At 72.7% G+C, this 15,379-nt stretch carries 12 protein-coding genes; 8 read left to right on the top strand and 4 right to left on the bottom strand.

Annotated features, from left to right (window positions below; genetic code table 11):
- Positions 1 to 318: 318 nt before the first annotated feature.
- Together AB0M28_RS25480 and AB0M28_RS25475 are read right to left on the bottom strand one after the other, a co-directional pair.
- Entirely contained in the window at positions 319 to 693 is a 375-nt protein-coding gene (locus AB0M28_RS25480) for an RNA polymerase-binding protein RbpA (RefSeq protein ID WP_365409318.1), read from the bottom strand.
- A gap of 257 nt (positions 694 to 950) precedes the next feature.
- Positions 951 to 1,667, bottom strand: coding sequence for a hypothetical protein (locus AB0M28_RS25475; RefSeq protein ID WP_365409315.1), 717 nt, complete (start codon positions 1,665 to 1,667; stop codon positions 951 to 953).
- A 100-nt stretch (positions 1,668 to 1,767) separates the two neighbouring features.
- On the opposite strand from AB0M28_RS25475, the gene AB0M28_RS25470 reads away from it, so the two are divergent.
- Positions 1,768 to 3,267: a PLP-dependent aminotransferase family protein gene (locus AB0M28_RS25470; RefSeq protein WP_365409312.1), complete on the top strand. Its 1,500-nt coding sequence runs from the start codon at positions 1,768 to 1,770 to the stop codon at positions 3,265 to 3,267.
- Positions 3,268 to 3,377: 110 nt separating this feature from the next.
- The gene (locus AB0M28_RS25465) at positions 3,378 to 4,208 is read left to right on the top strand and encodes a DUF1028 domain-containing protein (protein ID WP_365409309.1); all 831 of its coding nucleotides are present in this window, start codon (positions 3,378 to 3,380) and stop codon (positions 4,206 to 4,208) included.
- 23 nt (positions 4,209 to 4,231) lie between these two features.
- Here the strand turns inward: AB0M28_RS25465 and AB0M28_RS25460 are convergent, their stop codons facing one another.
- The gene (locus AB0M28_RS25460) at positions 4,232 to 4,651 is read right to left on the bottom strand and encodes a DoxX family protein (RefSeq protein WP_365409306.1); all 420 of its coding nucleotides are present in this window, start codon (positions 4,649 to 4,651) and stop codon (positions 4,232 to 4,234) included.
- A gap of 148 nt (positions 4,652 to 4,799) precedes the next feature.
- Here AB0M28_RS25460 and AB0M28_RS25455 point away from each other — a divergent pair, with 148 nt between their 5' ends.
- Positions 4,800 to 6,380, top strand: a complete 1,581-nt coding sequence (locus AB0M28_RS25455) for an FMN-binding glutamate synthase family protein (RefSeq protein WP_365409303.1) — start codon at positions 4,800 to 4,802, stop codon at positions 6,378 to 6,380.
- Positions 6,381 to 6,396: 16 nt separating this feature from the next.
- Here the strand turns inward: AB0M28_RS25455 and AB0M28_RS25450 are convergent, their stop codons facing one another.
- Complete coding sequence (locus AB0M28_RS25450; RefSeq protein WP_365409324.1) at positions 6,397 to 7,554, bottom strand: anhydro-N-acetylmuramic acid kinase; 1,158 nt, start codon at positions 7,552 to 7,554, stop codon at positions 6,397 to 6,399.
- Between the two features lie 264 nt (positions 7,555 to 7,818).
- Between AB0M28_RS25450 and AB0M28_RS25445 the strand changes: the two genes are divergently transcribed.
- From AB0M28_RS25445 to AB0M28_RS25425, 5 genes are all read left to right on the top strand, one after another.
- The gene (locus tag AB0M28_RS25445; protein ID WP_365409300.1) at positions 7,819 to 8,814 is read left to right on the top strand and encodes a hydroxyacid dehydrogenase; all 996 of its coding nucleotides are present in this window, start codon (positions 7,819 to 7,821) and stop codon (positions 8,812 to 8,814) included.
- Positions 8,815 to 8,968: 154 nt separating this feature from the next.
- Positions 8,969 to 10,255 carry an extracellular solute-binding protein gene (locus AB0M28_RS25440; RefSeq protein ID WP_365409297.1) on the top strand — a complete coding sequence of 429 codons (1,287 nt, stop codon included), beginning with the start codon at positions 8,969 to 8,971 and terminating at the stop codon, positions 10,253 to 10,255.
- Positions 10,252 to 11,217: a sugar ABC transporter permease gene (locus tag AB0M28_RS25435; RefSeq protein WP_365409294.1), complete on the top strand. Its 966-nt coding sequence runs from the start codon at positions 10,252 to 10,254 to the stop codon at positions 11,215 to 11,217. The genes AB0M28_RS25440 and AB0M28_RS25435 overlap by 4 nt, the downstream gene beginning before the upstream one ends.
- A gap of 13 nt (positions 11,218 to 11,230) precedes the next feature.
- Entirely contained in the window at positions 11,231 to 12,043 is an 813-nt protein-coding gene (locus AB0M28_RS25430; RefSeq protein WP_365409291.1) for a carbohydrate ABC transporter permease, read from the top strand.
- A gap of 39 nt (positions 12,044 to 12,082) precedes the next feature.
- Positions 12,083 to 15,244 (top strand): alpha-mannosidase, encoded by a 3,162-nt coding sequence (locus AB0M28_RS25425; RefSeq protein ID WP_365409288.1) that lies wholly within the window; start codon positions 12,083 to 12,085, stop codon positions 15,242 to 15,244.
- Positions 15,245 to 15,379 lie beyond the last annotated feature (135 nt).

The raw sequence follows: 15,379 nt of genomic DNA, 5'->3' as shown, positions 1-15,379 counted from the left end.
GTGGCCGTGCCGGGTGCGGTTCGCACCGCTGCGGGCGGCTGGGCCGCCCAGGGGGCGGCACGGGCGGGCGCAGCGGCCCCGCACGGCGCGCGCCCCCCGGACCACGGCGCGAAGCAGGCGCGCAGCGCCGACACGGTCGCAAGGCGGTCGGTGCGGGTCCGCCGGACCACGGCGCAAGGTGCCCCGTGCGGGTCCGCCGGACCACGGCCGAGGCGGGGGCCCCTGCCTAGGTGCGGTGGACCCGTCGCGCGCGGCCACGGGCGCGCAAAGGGCCCGTCCCCCGGGTGGGGGACAGGCCCGAAACGCTGGATACCGCCGTCAGGCGGACTTGCGCGTGTCGCGTGGATGAACCGCGAGGTTCATCGCGCCGGAACGCAGGACAGCCAGCCGCTCCGCCAGGACCTCCTCGAGCTCGTCGCGGGTGCGCCGCTCCATGAGCATGTCCCAGTGCGTACGCGCCGGCTTGCTCTTCTTCTCCTCGGGGCCGTCGCCGTCCACCAGGAGAGCCGGGGCCCCACAGGTCTTGCATTCCCACTCCGGCGGGATCTCCGCCTCCACCGAGAACGGCATCTCGAACCGATGCCCCTTCTCGCATGCGTACTCCACGGCCTGGCGCGGGGCCAGGTCGATGCCGCGGTCCGTCTCGTAGCTGGTCACCACGAGGCGCGTGCCGCGAAGAGCTCGCTCACTCATGAATCGTGCCTCCCGGGCTTGTCGCCCACAGGACAGGTGTCGCTGTCGTCGTCATCCGGGTCAACGTCCGGTCGGCGATGAAGATTCCCGTATCGGGACATGCGTCGCCCGTCGTGCCGCCCCATTGCTTCTACCCGCAGTCGTCCGGTTCGTCACATCTGACAGGAGATGTCACCCTCTGAAGTCATCTCACGGCTTGCAGTAACGGTCCACCAGGCGGGCCAAGGGCGTACCCTACCGGTCCTTGCCGCCGACATCTAAATTGACGCGGCCGGGGCGGCGTCGCCAGCCGGCTCCGCCGTACGGCCCACCGCGACCACCTCAGAGGGTTCCCGGATCGCGAAAACCCGCAGGAAGAGCTGTGCGAGGGGGCCGATGGCCAGCGCGTACACCACCGTCCCGACGCCGACCGTGCCGCCGAGGACGAAGCCGGTGGCGAGCACCGTCACCTCGATGAGCGTGCGCATCACCCGGATGGACCGGCCCGTACGGGCGTGCAGCCCCGTCATGAGGCCGTCCCGGGGGCCGGGGCCGAAGCGTGCCGTGATGTAGAGGCCGGTGGCCACGCCGTTCAGGAAGACGCCGGCGAGCAGCAGCGGGATCTGCAGCGCCAGGCCGTGCGCGTCGGGGACGAGGTACATCGCGCCGTCCATGGAGGCGCCGACGAGTATGACATTCGACACGGTGCCCAGACCCGGGCGCTGGCGCAGCGGGATCCACAGGAGCAGCACCAGTGCGCCGACGAGAATCGAGACCGTGCCGATCGAGAGGCCGATCCGCTCCGAGAGGCCCTGGTGGAAGACGTCCCAGGGGTCGACGCCGAGCCCGGCGCGCACCGTCAGGCCGCAGCTCGCGCCGTACAGGGCCAGTCCGGCGTAGAGCTGGACCAGTCGCCGGACCAGGTGGTCCTCGCGGGCGGACCGCCGCAGTGAGCCGCCGGCGGTTCGCAGGACAGACAGCCGTACACCGGACAAAGTTCTTCCCCCTCTGGCATTGGTGGATCGTTCCGTGCCACTCTGTGGCCTGGAAACTTCACGCCTCCATGGCCAATCCGGGAAAGGTGGACTGCAAACGATGAGTGAGTGGACCTCCGCCATCGGCGCGGTGCAGCTGGCCCGCCTGCTGCGCTCCCAGCAGGCTCCCGCGTACGGCGGCGGCCGCAAGCCCCCGGCGTACCGGGCGCTCGCGGACGGCGTGCGGCTGCTGGTCCTGGAGGGGCGCATCCCCGTGGCCACCCGGCTGCCCGCCGAACGCGAGCTGGCGCTGGCCTACGAGGTGAGCCGCACCACCATCGCCGCGGCGTACGAGCATCTGCGGGCCGCCGGCTTCCTGGAGTCCCGGCGCGGCGCCGGCAGCTGGACCTCGCTGCCGGCCGGTCATCCGCTGCCCACCCGCGGTCTGGAGCCGCTCCCGCCGGAGTCCTCGGGTTCGATGATCGACCTGGGCTGCGCGGCCCTGCCCGCGCCGGAGCCGTGGCTCACCCGGTCGATGCACGGCGCGCTCGAGGAGTTGCCGCTGTACGCCCACACCCACGGCGACTACCCCGCCGGGCTGCCCGTGCTGCGCAAGGCCATCGCGGAGCGCTACTCGGCGCGCGGCGTGCCGACGATGCCCGAGCAGATCATGATCACGACGGGTGCGATGGGGGCCATGGCGGCCCTGATCCGGCTGTTCACCGGCGGCGGCGACCGGATCGCCGTGGACTCGCCGTCGTACGCCAACATCCTGCAGCTGATGCGGGAGGAGGGCGCCCGGCTGGTGCCGGTGGCCATGGGGGAGGGGCTGACCGGCTGGGACCTGCCGGTATGGCGCCGCATCCTGCGCGACGCGGCGCCGCGGCTGGCGTACGTCATCGCCGACTTCCACAACCCCACCGGCGCGCTGGCCACCCACGAGCAGCGCCGGGCGCTGGTGGAGGCCGCCCGGTCGGCGGGGACGGCGCTGATCGCGGACGAGACGATGCTGGAGATCTGCCTCGACGACGAGCCGGCCGACCTGCCGGCGCCCATGTGCTCCTTCGACCCGGCGGGATCGACCGTGGTGACGGTGGGGTCCGCGAGCAAGGCGTTCTGGGCCGGGCTGCGGATCGGCTGGGTGCGGGCCACGCCGGAGATCATCCGCTCCCTCGTCTCCGCACGTGCGTACGCCGACCTCGGCACCCCGGTGCTGGAGCAGCTCGCGGTGAACTGGCTGCTGGAGACCGGCGGCTGGGACGAGGCGGTCGTGCTGCGCCGCGAGCAGGCGCGCGCCAACCGGGAGGCGATCGCGGGCGCGCTGCGCTCCGAGCTGCCGGACTGGCACTTCGAACTGCCGCGCGGCGGCCTCACCCTGTGGGTGCGCACCGGCGGCCACTCCGGTTCACGGATCGCGGAGGCGGGCGAGCGCTTCGGCGTCCGGATCCCGTCGGGCCCGCGGTTCGGGGTGGACGGGGCGTTCGAGGGGTACGTCCGGATCCCGTTCACCGTGGACGGGCCGGTGGCGCAGGAGGCGGCGTCGCGGCTCGTGTCCGCGGCCCGGTTCGTGGCGGAGGGCGGTACGACGGTGTCGGACCCGCTGCGGACGTTGATCGCCTGAGGGCCCTCAGGGCCCTGAGGGCTTGAGCGCCGGAGGGAGTGCCGCGGCCTGTCGCCGCCATCGACTCCGGCGCTACGATGCGGGCCGATTCCGAGCCCCCAAGGAGTGCCGTGACCTTCTCCATCGTGGCGCGATCCGCCGACGGCGAGTCCCTCGGGGTCGCCGTCGCCAGCAAGTTCCTGGCCGTCGGCGCCGCGGTGCCCGCCGTCGAGGCGGGGGTCGGGGCCGTCGCGACCCAGGCGCATGCCAATCTGGCGTACCGGCCGGAGGGGCTGGCCCTGCTGCGGGCCGGTGCGGACGCGGCCGGTGCCGTCCGGCAGCTGGTCGGGGCCGACGCCGGCAAGGAGGTGCGCCAGCTCGGGGTCGTCACGCCGAACGGGCCGGGCGCCACGTTCACCGGCGCCGAGTGCCACGACTGGGCCGGGGGCGTCGCCGGCGACGGCTACGCGATCCAGGGCAACATCCTCACCGGGTCCGGCGTCGTCGAGGCCATGGAGGCCGCCTGGCTCGCGTCCGATCCGGCCGCGACCCTGGCCCGGCGACTGCTGGCAGCCCTGGCCGCGGGGGACGCGGCGGGCGGCGACCGGCGCGGACGGCAGAGCGCGGCGCTGCTCGTCGCCCGGCGGGGCGGCGGATACGGCGGGCAGAGCGACGTCGAGGTCGATCTGCGTGCCGACGACGACGCCCGGCCGGTCGACGTGCTCGAGCGCCTGCTCGGCCTGCACGAGCTGTACTTCACGCGCCCCGACCCGGCGACCCTGCTGGCACTGGACGGCGAACTGGCCGCCGAGGTGTCCGGGCTGCTGGCCGGGCTCGGGCACACCGGTGAGCCGGACACCGCGCTGGCCGCCTGGGCGGGCATCGAGAACCTGGAGGAGCGCGTCGTACCGGGGCGGATCGACCCCCTGGTCCTCGACTGGCTGCGCAAGGCGGCCGGCTGAGGGCCGGCTGCGGGCCGGGTTGATCAGCTGATGTCGAACAGCGGCCCGGTCAGCGTCAGCCCAAGGTCGCTCCCCGCGAACGAGATCAGGGCCAGCAGCATCAGGGCGGCGCCGCCGAGCGCCATGTCCTTGTTGAACTGGACCATCTCCATCTGCCTGGCCTGCGGATCGCTCTCCTTCCAGAAGGCGTGCATGACGATCGCGGTCGGGAACAGGAACGCCGCCAGCAGCAGCGCCCCGAGGTCCGCCCACACGCCGAGCAGCACCATCAGCCCGCCGGCCACGATCAGCGCTCCGCTGCCGAGCGTCGTCGGCTCGGCCGCCGGGACACCCCGGGTGGAGGCGTAACCGGCCATGGTCTTGGTCTGCGACAGATGGGCGAAACCGGAGCCCAGGAAGAGGGCGGCGAAGAGTATCCGCCCGATGAGTACCAGGACGTCCACGATGACCTCCCAGGAGTATTTGAACCTACAACTACAGTGTGGCACCACACCGCCCTGAAGCGGTCATGCCGCTCACCGGGAAAGCTCGCCCGGGGCGGCAGCCACGTCGCTCACCGGGACGATTCGCCGCATACGCTTCAATGCGGACATGATCCGTAGCGTCGTCCTCGCCACCGCCTGGGCCCTCGCCGCAGGCGCCGTCGTTCTCGCCCTCGGAGCCTCGCCGTGGTGGTGGACCGCCGCGGGCCCGCTGCTCGCTGCCGCGTTCCTCGCCGTGTACGACTGCCTGCAGCGCCGCCGTTCGCTCCTGCGCAACTACCCGCTCGTCGGACGGCTGCGCTACCTCATGGAGAAGATCCGGCCCGAACTCCAGCAGTACTTCATCGAGCGCAACTACGACGGCCGCCCCTACGACCGCGAGGTCCGCACCTCCGTCTACGAGCGCGCCAAGGGCATCCACGGCCAGGAGGCGTTCGGCACGGAGCGGGACGTCTACCAGGACGGCTACGAGTACCTCCTGCCCTCCCTCGCCCCGCGCGCCGTCGCCGAGGAGCCGCCCCGGGTGCGGATCGGCGGCCCCGACTGCTCCCGCCCGTACGACATGGCGCTGCTCAACGTCTCCGCGATGAGCTTCGGCGCCCTCTCGCCGCAGGCGATCGAGGCGCTCAACCGCGGCGCCGCGCTGGGCGGATTCGCGCACGACACCGGGGAGGGCGGGCTCAGCGACCACCACCGCTTCGGCGGGGACCTGATCTGGGAGCTGGGCACCGGCTACTTCGGCTGCCGGACCGCGGACGGCGGATTCGACCCGTCCGTCTTCGCCGCGAAGGCGGCCGACGACCAGGTCAAGTGCGTGGCGCTGAAGCTGTCGCAGGGCGCGAAGCCCGGAATCGGCGGCGTGCTGCCCGGGGCCAAGGTGGATGCCGAGATCGCCCGGGTGCGGGGGGTGCCCCAGGGGGAGACGGTCATCTCGCCGCCGTACCACAGGGTCTTCGGCACGCCGCGCGAGCTGGTGCTCTTCATGGCGCGGATGCGGGAGCTGGCGGGCGGCAAACCGGCCGGGTTCAAGCTCTGCCCGGGCTCGCGGCGGCAGTTCCTCGCCGTCTGCAAGGCGATGCTCGAGGAGGGGACGGGGCCCGACTTCATCGTCGTGGACGGTTCCGAGGGCGGGACGGGCGCGGCGCCGCTGGAGTTCGCCGACAATCTGGGGACGCCCCTCACCGAGGGCCTGATCATGGTGCACAACGCGCTGGTCGGAACGGGGCTGCGCGAGCGGATCCGGATCGGCGCCAGCGGCAAGGTGGCCACCGGGAGCGACATCGTCAAACGGCTGCTGCAGGGTGCGGACTACACCAACGCGGCGCGGGCGATGATGTTCGCGCTGGGCTGCATCCAGGCCCAGCGCTGCCACACCAACGAGTGCCCGGTCGGCGTCACCACGCAGGACCCGCGCCGCACCCGGGCCCTCGACGTCCCCGACAAGGCGGCCCGGGTGCACCGCTACCAGCACTCGGCGGTCGCCAGCGCCCTGGAGATCATGGCGGCGATGGGCGTGGCCGGCCCGTCCGCCCTGCGCCCGCACCAACTGGTCCGGCGTACGGACCCGGTGACGGTGCGCTCGTACCTCGAGCTGTACGACTGGCTGGAGCCGGGCGAGCTGCTTGAGGGCGCGCCGCGCGAGTGGTCCGACGACTGGGAGGCCGCCCACCCCGACCGCTTCGGCGGTTGAGGCGGCCGGATCCCCCTCAGCCGATCCGCAGCCGGCGCGGCATGCGGCCGGCCGGCTCCGGGAGCCGCAGCGGCGCCGCGCCCGGAGTGAGGGAGCCCAGCACCGACGGCGTGCGGGCGCCGGTGGCCGAGGGGACCGTACCGGGGAGGCCGTGCCAGGTGAGGTAGCCGAGCAGGGCGAAGAGGTACGCCTCCTTGGCCTGCGGCGGCAGGCCGAGCGTGGTGGAGACGTCCACCCGCGTCGGGGCCGCCAGTTCGCCGATCCGCTTCATCAGCACCGGATTGCGCACCCCGCCGCCGGCCACCACCAGCTCCGCCAGGTCGTACGCGCGGCAGGCCTCGGCCACCAGCACGGCGGTCAACTCGGTGACCGTGGCCACCAGATCGTCGCCCGTCACGCCCAGCGGCTCGGCCCGCTCGCGCAGATAGGCCGCGTGGAAGACCTCCTTGCCGGTGGACTTGGGCGCGGGCTGCCGGTAGTACGGCTCGTCGAGGAGGCGGTCGAGCAGGGCGCGGGACACCGTGCCGCGCGCCGCGCGGGCGCCGTCGAGGTCCATCGTCTCGGCGCCGCCGGTCAGTTCCACGACGGCCGCGTCGATCAGGGCGTTGGCCGGGCCCAGGTCGTACGCCACGACCCGCCCGTCGTCGGTGCGGACCGTGATGTTGGCGATCCCGCCGAGGTTCAGCGCACCGCGCCGGTCGCCGTCGGCGGGCAGCAGCAGGGCGTCCATGGTGGACACCAGCGGGGCGCCCTGGCCGCCGGCCGCGATGTCGCGCGAGCGGACGTCCGAGATCACGGGCAGGCCGGTCGCCTCGGCGATCCAGGCGGGCGAGCCCAGCTGCAGCGTCCCGAGGGCGGCGCCGTCCTGTACCCAGTGGAACACCGTCTGGCCGTGCGAGACGACGACGTCCGCCGGGCCGAGGGCCACGGTCGCCTCCCCCGCCACGCGGGCGAAGAACCGGCCCAGCTCCGTGTCGAGGCGGCAGACGTCCTCGAGCGTGGTCGGCGCCGGCGGCAGGGCGCCGGCGATCCGGGCGCGCAACTCCTGCGGGAAGTCCGCGCTGTGCAGGCCGAGCGGCCGCAGGACGAGGTCGTCGCCGTCCACCGAGAACGCGGCCACCGCCGCGTCCACACCGTCGTACGACGTACCGCTGAGCATTCCGAGGACTCTGATCTCCGCCATGCCCCCATCCTCGCCCACGGCGAAGAGCTCACCGCCATCGGGACCCTTGCGCAGGCCGACGGCGATGAGCTCGCGTAGCAAAGCTATAGATTTCCGGCAAAACGGACAATGATCCGCACCGCCCGTCAGGGCGCCGGATCCGTCATTACGGCAGAAAGACCCGCATGGCCGACGCGTCCGCTGCGCGGCCCCGAACACAGCATCTAAGGTGCGGGGCAAACCGAATCGCTGTTCGCCGAGCCGAGGAGGCCACGCATGAGCCCCACCATCGCCGTCGCCCTGGAGGAGGGGCTGCGCAGGCTCTTCTTCACCGCGGAGCAGTGGCGGGAGCTGGAGTCGGCCGGAGAGGTGCGGGTGAGCGGTACGGACCCGGACCGCCTCGCGAAGGACCTCACCGACGCGGACATCGTCGTCACCGGCTGGAACACCCCTCGGCTGGACGGTGAACTGCTCGCCGCCGCGCCCCGGCTGAAGCTCGTCGCGCACACCGGCGCCGCCCTGCGCTTCCTGGTCGGCGACGAGGTGTTCGCCCGCGGCGTACGGGTCTCGCAGGCGGGTGAGGCGATGGCCCCCGCGGTCGCCGAGGTCTCCCTCGCGTTCACCCTCGCCCTGCTGCACCGCATCCACCGCTTCGACCACGCGCTGCACTCCGGTGCCGGCTGGACCCGTACCAAGTACGGCACCCTCGAGGCGAGCGAGCTGCGCGGTTCGGTGATCGGCGTGGTCGGCGCCTCGCGGACCGGGCGGGCGTACATGGAGCTGATCCGCGCGCTCGGCGGCGTCCTGCTGCTCACCGACCCGATGGTGGACGCCGGGGAGGCGGCCGCGCTCGGCGCCGAGCTGGTGTCGCTGGACGACCTGCTCAGGCGCTCGCGGATCGTGGCCCTGCACGCCCCCGCGATCCCGGAGACCCGGGAGATGATCGGGCGGCGCGAACTGGCCCTGATGCATGACGGGGCCGGGCTGGTGAACACCGCGCGGTCGTGGCTGGTGGACTCCGACGCGCTCCTCGAGGAGCTTCGCGACGGGCGGCTCGACGGCGCGCTCGACGTGTACGACGAGGAGCCGCTGCCGGTGGCCAGCCCGTTGCGCGGCCTGCCGAACGTGCTGCTCACCCCGCACGAGGCGGCCGGCGCCGTGCAGGTGCGCCGGCGCCAGGGGCGGATCGTGGTGGACGAGATCGGGCGGTTCCTGGCGGGGGAGCCGCTCCGGCACGAGATGACGCGGGAGATCCTGTCGACCACGGCCTGAGGGGCGCGTCCGCCTGCGCCCCCGGAGCGTCTCCGGTACGTCCCCGTAATCCGCCGTGCGCGATCCATTGACAACCCCGCCCCCGCGGGGCCAAGCTCCCATCCGTGAGTGTTAACGATAACACTCACGTCGCATACGCCTGAGGGAGCCGCCCGTGTCAGGTCGTAATCCGCCAACTCCCACCCGCCGCACCCTGCTTCTCGCCGCCGGCGCCGCCGGACTGACCACCGCCTGCGGGGCCGCCGCCGGCCAGGGCCCCGGCAAGGTCGCCGTCCACGGCGACAACCCGGCCTGGGCCGTGCCGATGACCGCCGCGGGCAAGGAACTCAAGGCCGTCGCCGGTCTGGAACTCGTTCCCGAGGTCATCCCCTCCCTCGAGAGCTTCGAGCAGATCGTCAAGTCCTCGCTGCGCACCAACAAGACCCCGGACATGCTCAAGTACTGGTCCGGATACCGGCTGCAGGACCTCGCCCGCACCGGCGGCATCGAGGACCTCACCGCCCAGTGGGAGGCCGCCGCCTCCCGCGGCTGGGTCGACACCTCGCTCCGCGACGCCTTCACCTACCGTGGCCGCGTCTGGGCGCTACCCATGAACCTCGCCTACTGGGTCTTCTACTACAACCCCGAGGTGTTCGCCGACAACGGCCTCGTGGCACCGCAGACCTGGGACGAGTTCGAGACCGCCTGCGACCGGCTGAAGGGCGCCGGCATCACCCCGCTGCACGGCACCGCGGACGGCCGCTGGCCCTCGTTCATCTGGTTCCAGGAGGTGCTCAGCCGCCAGGACCCGCAGTTCTACGAGGACCTGATGAACGGCCGCAGGAAGTACACCGACCCCCGGGCCGAGCGGGCGCTGCGCACCCTCGTCGAGTTCTTCGACAAGGACTGGTTCACCCCGATGGACATGAACCACAACACCGCGGCCGCCGCCGTCCTGCAGGGCAAGGTCGGCATGGTGCCCTGCGGCACCTGGCTCGGCTCCACGCTCGTCGCGGCGGGCGGCAAACCCGGCCAGAACCTCGACGCGTTCGTCCTGCCGATGGCCGACCCGGCCGCCCGGCCCAGCATGATCTTCGAGTCCAGCGCCTTCGTCAGCACGGTCAAGGGACCGGACAAGAAGGAGGCGTTGAAGGCCGCCGGCAGCTGGCTGCACCCCAAGGTCGCGCGGGCGTTCGCCCACACGCTGCAGGACGGCAGCCCCAACCCGCAGGTCCCGCCCGCGAACCCGATGCTCGACGGCGTCGCCCGCAAGGCCCGCGAGGACAAGCTCTGGATGCTCAACCGCTTCTGGGAACAGGGCCCGCCCGAGCTCGTCGAGGCGACGGTGGACGACCTGGCCGGCTTCCTGCTGAACCCGTCCTCGTACCGCAAGGTGCTGCGGACCATGCAGGAGCGGGCGGACGAGGCGTGGAAGGTCTGGCGGGAGGCGGAGCAGTCATGACAGCGAACACCGTGAGCACCGGCACCGCCGTCCCGCGGGCCCGCCGCCGCATTCCCGTGCGCACCCCGCACCAGGCGGCCCGCGCCAAGGGCTCCCGGCTGCGCGGCGGCCGGCTCGCGGCGGTGCCCTGGGCGCTGCCCGCGCTGGCGCTGGTCGGCGTACTGCTGGTCTACCCCTTCTTCCGCAGCGTCTACGGCAGCGTCTTCGAGGACAACGGCTTCACCAGCAGCTACACCGGCCTCGACAACTACGCCCGGCTCGCCGACGACCCGATCTTCGGCCGCTCGCTGCTCAACACCGTGATGTGGGTGGCCGGCACGCTGCTGCTGCCGGTGGTGGCCGGGCTGCTGATCGCCGTCGCCACCCACCGGACGCGCTGGGGACCGGCCGCCCAGCTGGTCATCGTGCTGCCCTTCGCGATCTCCGGGGCCGCGACCGCCGTGCTGTGGCGTTTCATGCTGACCTCCGACGGCGCGGTCAACCAGGTGCTGCGCGGCGTCGGCCTCGACTCGTGGGCCCAGTCGTGGCTCCTGGAGTGGCCGCAGAACACGATCTCGATGATCGTGGCCAGCACCTGGCAGGCCACCGGCCTCAACGTCGTGCTGTTCGCCATCGGCCTGCGCGCCATCCCGCGCGAGACCGTCGAGGCGGCGCAGCTCGACGGCGCCACCGGCTGGCGGATGTTCCGCTTCATCACCCTGCCGCAGCTGCGCGCGATGACGGTCGTCGTGGTCGGTATGGCCATCGTCAACAGCCTCAAGGCGTTCGACATGATCTGGATCCTCACCCAGGGCGGCCCGTCCCGCAGCTCCGAGACGCTCGCGCTGACGATGTACCGCGAGGCGTTCCGCCTCTTCCACGTCGGCTACGGATCCGCCATCGCCCTCGTCCTGTCGGTGATCGTCGTCGCCTCCTCCTGGATCTACCTCCGCCGCCAGATGCCCTCGGCGACCGCCCGCTGAAAGGAGTGACCCCGTGGGACGCACCCTGCGCAACCTCTTCGTGGGCGGCTGTGTCGTGCTCTGGCTCATCCCCCTCTACCTCCTGATCGTCAACGCCCTCACCCCGCCCGAGAAGTACACCGGCAGCGTCGACTGGACGCCGCAGGACCTCGCCCTCCTCGACAACCTCAGGACCGCGTGGACCGACGCGGGCATCGGCGACAGCGTCTACAGCTCGCTGGTCTACGCCGTGGTCTGCGGCGCCGCGGGGGTCCTCGTCGCCGCCCTGGCCGCGTTCGCGGTGGTGGTGCTGCCGATCCCGCGGCCGGCCTTCTGGTTCTGGCTGATCTTCTCCGGGACGCTGTTCCCGCTGCAGATGTTCCTGGCCCCGCTGTTCGGCCTGTACGCCGACGCCAACCTGTACGACACCCGCCTCGGCCTCATGCTCGTGTACGCCGCGTGGGCCGTGCCGTTCGCCTTCTTCCTCGTCCGCAACCAGATGACCACCATGCCGCCGGAGGTCACCGAGGCCGCGATGATCGACGGCGCCTCCTTCTTCCGGATCTTCTGGCGCATCCATGTGCCGCTCATGTCCTCCGGGCTCGGCGCGGCGTTCATCTTCCAGTTCACCGCCGTGTGGAACGACCTCCTCTTCGGCATCACCCTCAGCCGCAGCCCCGACGTGCAGCCGGTGATGGCGGCCCTGACCACCCTCAACAACGCCTACAGCTCCAGCGGACCGCCCGTCATCCTGGCCGGCGCCCTGATCGTCTCGCTGCCCACGCTCGTCGTCTTCCTCGCCTTCCGCGGCCTGTTCCTGCGCGGCGTGACCGCGACCGCACGCTGAGAGCAAGTGCCACCCCCCGCCGAAATCGGAGAGTTCTGTATGACCACCCGGGCACTCGTCCGCACCACCGACTGGGACAACGACCGGATACGCGACAGCCTGCGCGGCTCCGTCGTCAGCGCCGAGGGCAGCCTCGACGGCACCCCGGTCCGGCTCACCGAGGAACCCCTGCTCAAGCGCGCCACCGACGGCGGCCTGCTGCAGTCCCTGCGCGTCGAGGCGGTGAACGGCACCGCCCTGCCGGAGCAGATCACCGTCCGCACCGCCACCGGCGCCCCTCTGCCCTGCGAGCGGATCGCCGGTCCGCGCGGCTCGGTGCGGCTGCTGCTGCCCGCCGTGGACACCGCGCAGCGGATCTCGGTGGGCGGCATCGACGTGGACCTCCACCCGCAGCGCCAGTGGACCCTTCACCTGGTGCACCACTCCCATCTCGACATCGGCTACACCGACCCGCAGGGCCGGGTGCTGGCCGAGCACCTGTCCTTTCTGGACTCGTGTCTCGAACTGACCCGGGCCACCGACGACTGGCCGGCGGAATCGCGCTTCCGCTGGTGCGTGGAGTCGCTGTGGTCCTTCCAGCAGTGGGCGGCCGCCCGGCCCGCCGAACAGGTCGAGGAGTTCGTACGCCGGGTGCGCGAGGGGCGTATCGAACTCACCGCGATGCCGTTCAACCTGCACACCGAGACCTGCTCCACGGACGAGCTGCACGAACTGCTGCGCCCGGCCCACCAGACGCGTGAGCGCTACGGCGTGGAGTTCACCTCCGCCATGCAGACCGACGTGCCGGGCGCCGTGGTGGGCCTGGTCGACGCGCTGGCCGCGGCCGGGGTGACGTACCTGTCCGTGGCGCACAACTGGGCCGGCCGCTCCGTACCGCACCTGGTCGGCGGCGAGAAGCTGCCCCGGCTGTTCCGCTGGCGGGCGCCGAGCGGCAACAGCGTGCTGGTGTGGGTCACCGACACCCCGCACGGCCTGGCGTACATGGAGGGCCCGCTGCTCGGCTTCGACACCGACTACGGCAGCGTCGACGACCTGCTGCCCGCCTACCTCACCTCCCTCGCCACCAACCCCTACCCCTACCGGGGCGGCATCTTCGGCTGGGCGATGGACCAGGAGGAGGTCAAGCGCGAGCCCTACCCCTGGGACATCCTCCACCTGCGCGTCCAGGGCAAGTTCGGCGACAACGCCCCACCGCGCCGCATCATCGCCGACACCGTCCGCCGCTGGAACGAGACCTGGGCCTACCCGCAGCTGCGGCTCTCGCGCAACGAGGACTTCTTCACCGACGCCGAGTCCCGGCTGGCGGGCGAGATCCGCACCTTCGAGGGCGACTGGACGGACTGGTGGGTCGACGGCGTCGGCTCCGGCGCCCACCCCCTGTCGCTGGCCCGCACCGCCCAGTCGGTCGTCGCCGACGCCCAGACCCTCGGCACGTTCGCCGGGATCCTCGGCGCCGAGGGCGCGGCGGACGACAGCCGTGACTCGGCCGGGGTGTACGAGGCGGTGTCGCTGTTCGACGAGCACACCTGGGGCGCCGGCGACCCGTGGACGCACGGCGACCACGGCGGGCACTCCGGCGAGCAGCAGTGGCACTGGAAGTACGGCCAGGCCCTGCGCGCCCACGACGACGGCCACTCCCTGCTGAACCGCGCCGCCGCCCGCCTCGGCCAGCGGCTCGCGACACCGGCCGGCACTGCCGCCTCGTACCACGTGGTCAACACCTGCTCCTGGCCCCGCACCGACCTGGCGCGGATCTTCCTGCCCGAGAGCAGCGTGCCGCTGGACCGGCGCGTGACCGTGCACGACGCCCGCACGGGCGACCCCCTCCCGTACGAGGAGGAAGCGCAGACCAACGAGGAGCACCGCGACGCCGGACGCTGGCTGCGGGTGCGGGTCGACGAGGTCCCGCCCGCCGGATCGGTACGGCTGGACGTGCACGCCGAGGCCGGCGCCTCGGACGGGCAGCCGGGGGACGACGCCGTCCTGAAGGCCGCCACCGGCTGGAACCCCACCGGCGGCACCGAGAGCGAGGACCCGGCCACGACGGCCGCCGCCGCGCACGCCCTGCCCGACCCCACCCTGCTGGAGAACGAGTATCTGGCCGTCCGGGTGGACCTGGCCCGCGCCTGCGTCGCGTCCGTCGTCGACAAGGCGACCGGCCGCGAGCTGGTCCGCCAGGACGCCATCACCGGCTTCAACGCCTATATCCACGACAGCTACACCACCGCCGGCACCTTCAACCACAACTCCAGCCGCACCACCGCCTCCGACCGTCTCGAACACCTCGGCAGCCGGGCCGTCGCCCCGCCCGCCGCCCTCATCGCCCGCACCTCCACCGCGACCGCCGAGACCCTCACCTACGAGACCCGCCCGGCGGGCGCCAACCGGCTGCGCACCACGCTCACCCTGCCGCGCGGTGTCGCCCGGCTCGACATCGACAACCGCCTCGACAAGGACGCGAACCTCGGTAAGGAGAGCGCCTACTTCGCCTTCCCGTTCGCCTTCGACGAGCCGACCGTGCGGATGGAGGCGTCCGGCGGCGCCACGGGGGACGGGCTGCCCGTCGTGCCCGGCTCGGCGCTGCACATGCGGGCCGTCCGCCGCTGGGTGACCCTGGCGCAGGACGACCTCACGGTGGCCTGGGCCACGCAGGACGCCCCGCTCGTCCAGTTCGGCAACATCGCACTGCCCTACGCCCCCTTCCCGAAGACGATGGGCCACGACGAGCCCGCCACCGTCTTCTCCTGGATCCACAACAACCTCTGGGACACCAACTTCCCCAGCGCCCAGGCCTTCGAGTTCAGCTTCCGCTACAGCCTGGCCTGCGCCCCGTCGCCGGACTCCGCGGGCCTCGGGGCGCGTACGGCCGCGGCGTTCAGCCGGCCGCTGCACCCCGTGCGCACCCGGGGCGCCGCGTCGGCCGGGGCCCCGGACCGGCTGGCCTTCGCCGAACTCGGCGACCCGCGGGTCCGCCTGGTCGGCGCCACCACCCCGGACCGGGACGGCCGCGTACTGCTGCGGCTGCAGTCGTTCGCCGAGGAGCCCGTCGACTGCCCGGTGCGGCTGCACTTCCCGGCGGCCACCGCCCACGAGGCGGACTACCTGGGCCGCCCGGGCGACCGGCTCCCGCTCACGGACGGCAGGACGTCCGTCCGCGTACCGGCCCTCGGCACCACGGCGGTGCTCGTCGAACTGCCCTGACCGACGGGCGCACGCGGGCTGCCTGCGGGCGGTCCGCGTGCGCCCGGCCGGCTCAAGCGCACGTCAGCGACCCGGCACGTCAGCGACCCGGCACGTCAGCGGCCCAGCACCTCAGCAACCCAGCACCTTGCACCC

The organism is Streptomyces sp. NPDC051940 (genome assembly GCF_040680895.1).
Taxonomy (GTDB): Bacteria; Actinomycetota; Actinomycetes; order Streptomycetales; family Streptomycetaceae; genus Streptomyces.
This window is presented reverse-complemented; position numbering and strand designations above follow the sequence as displayed.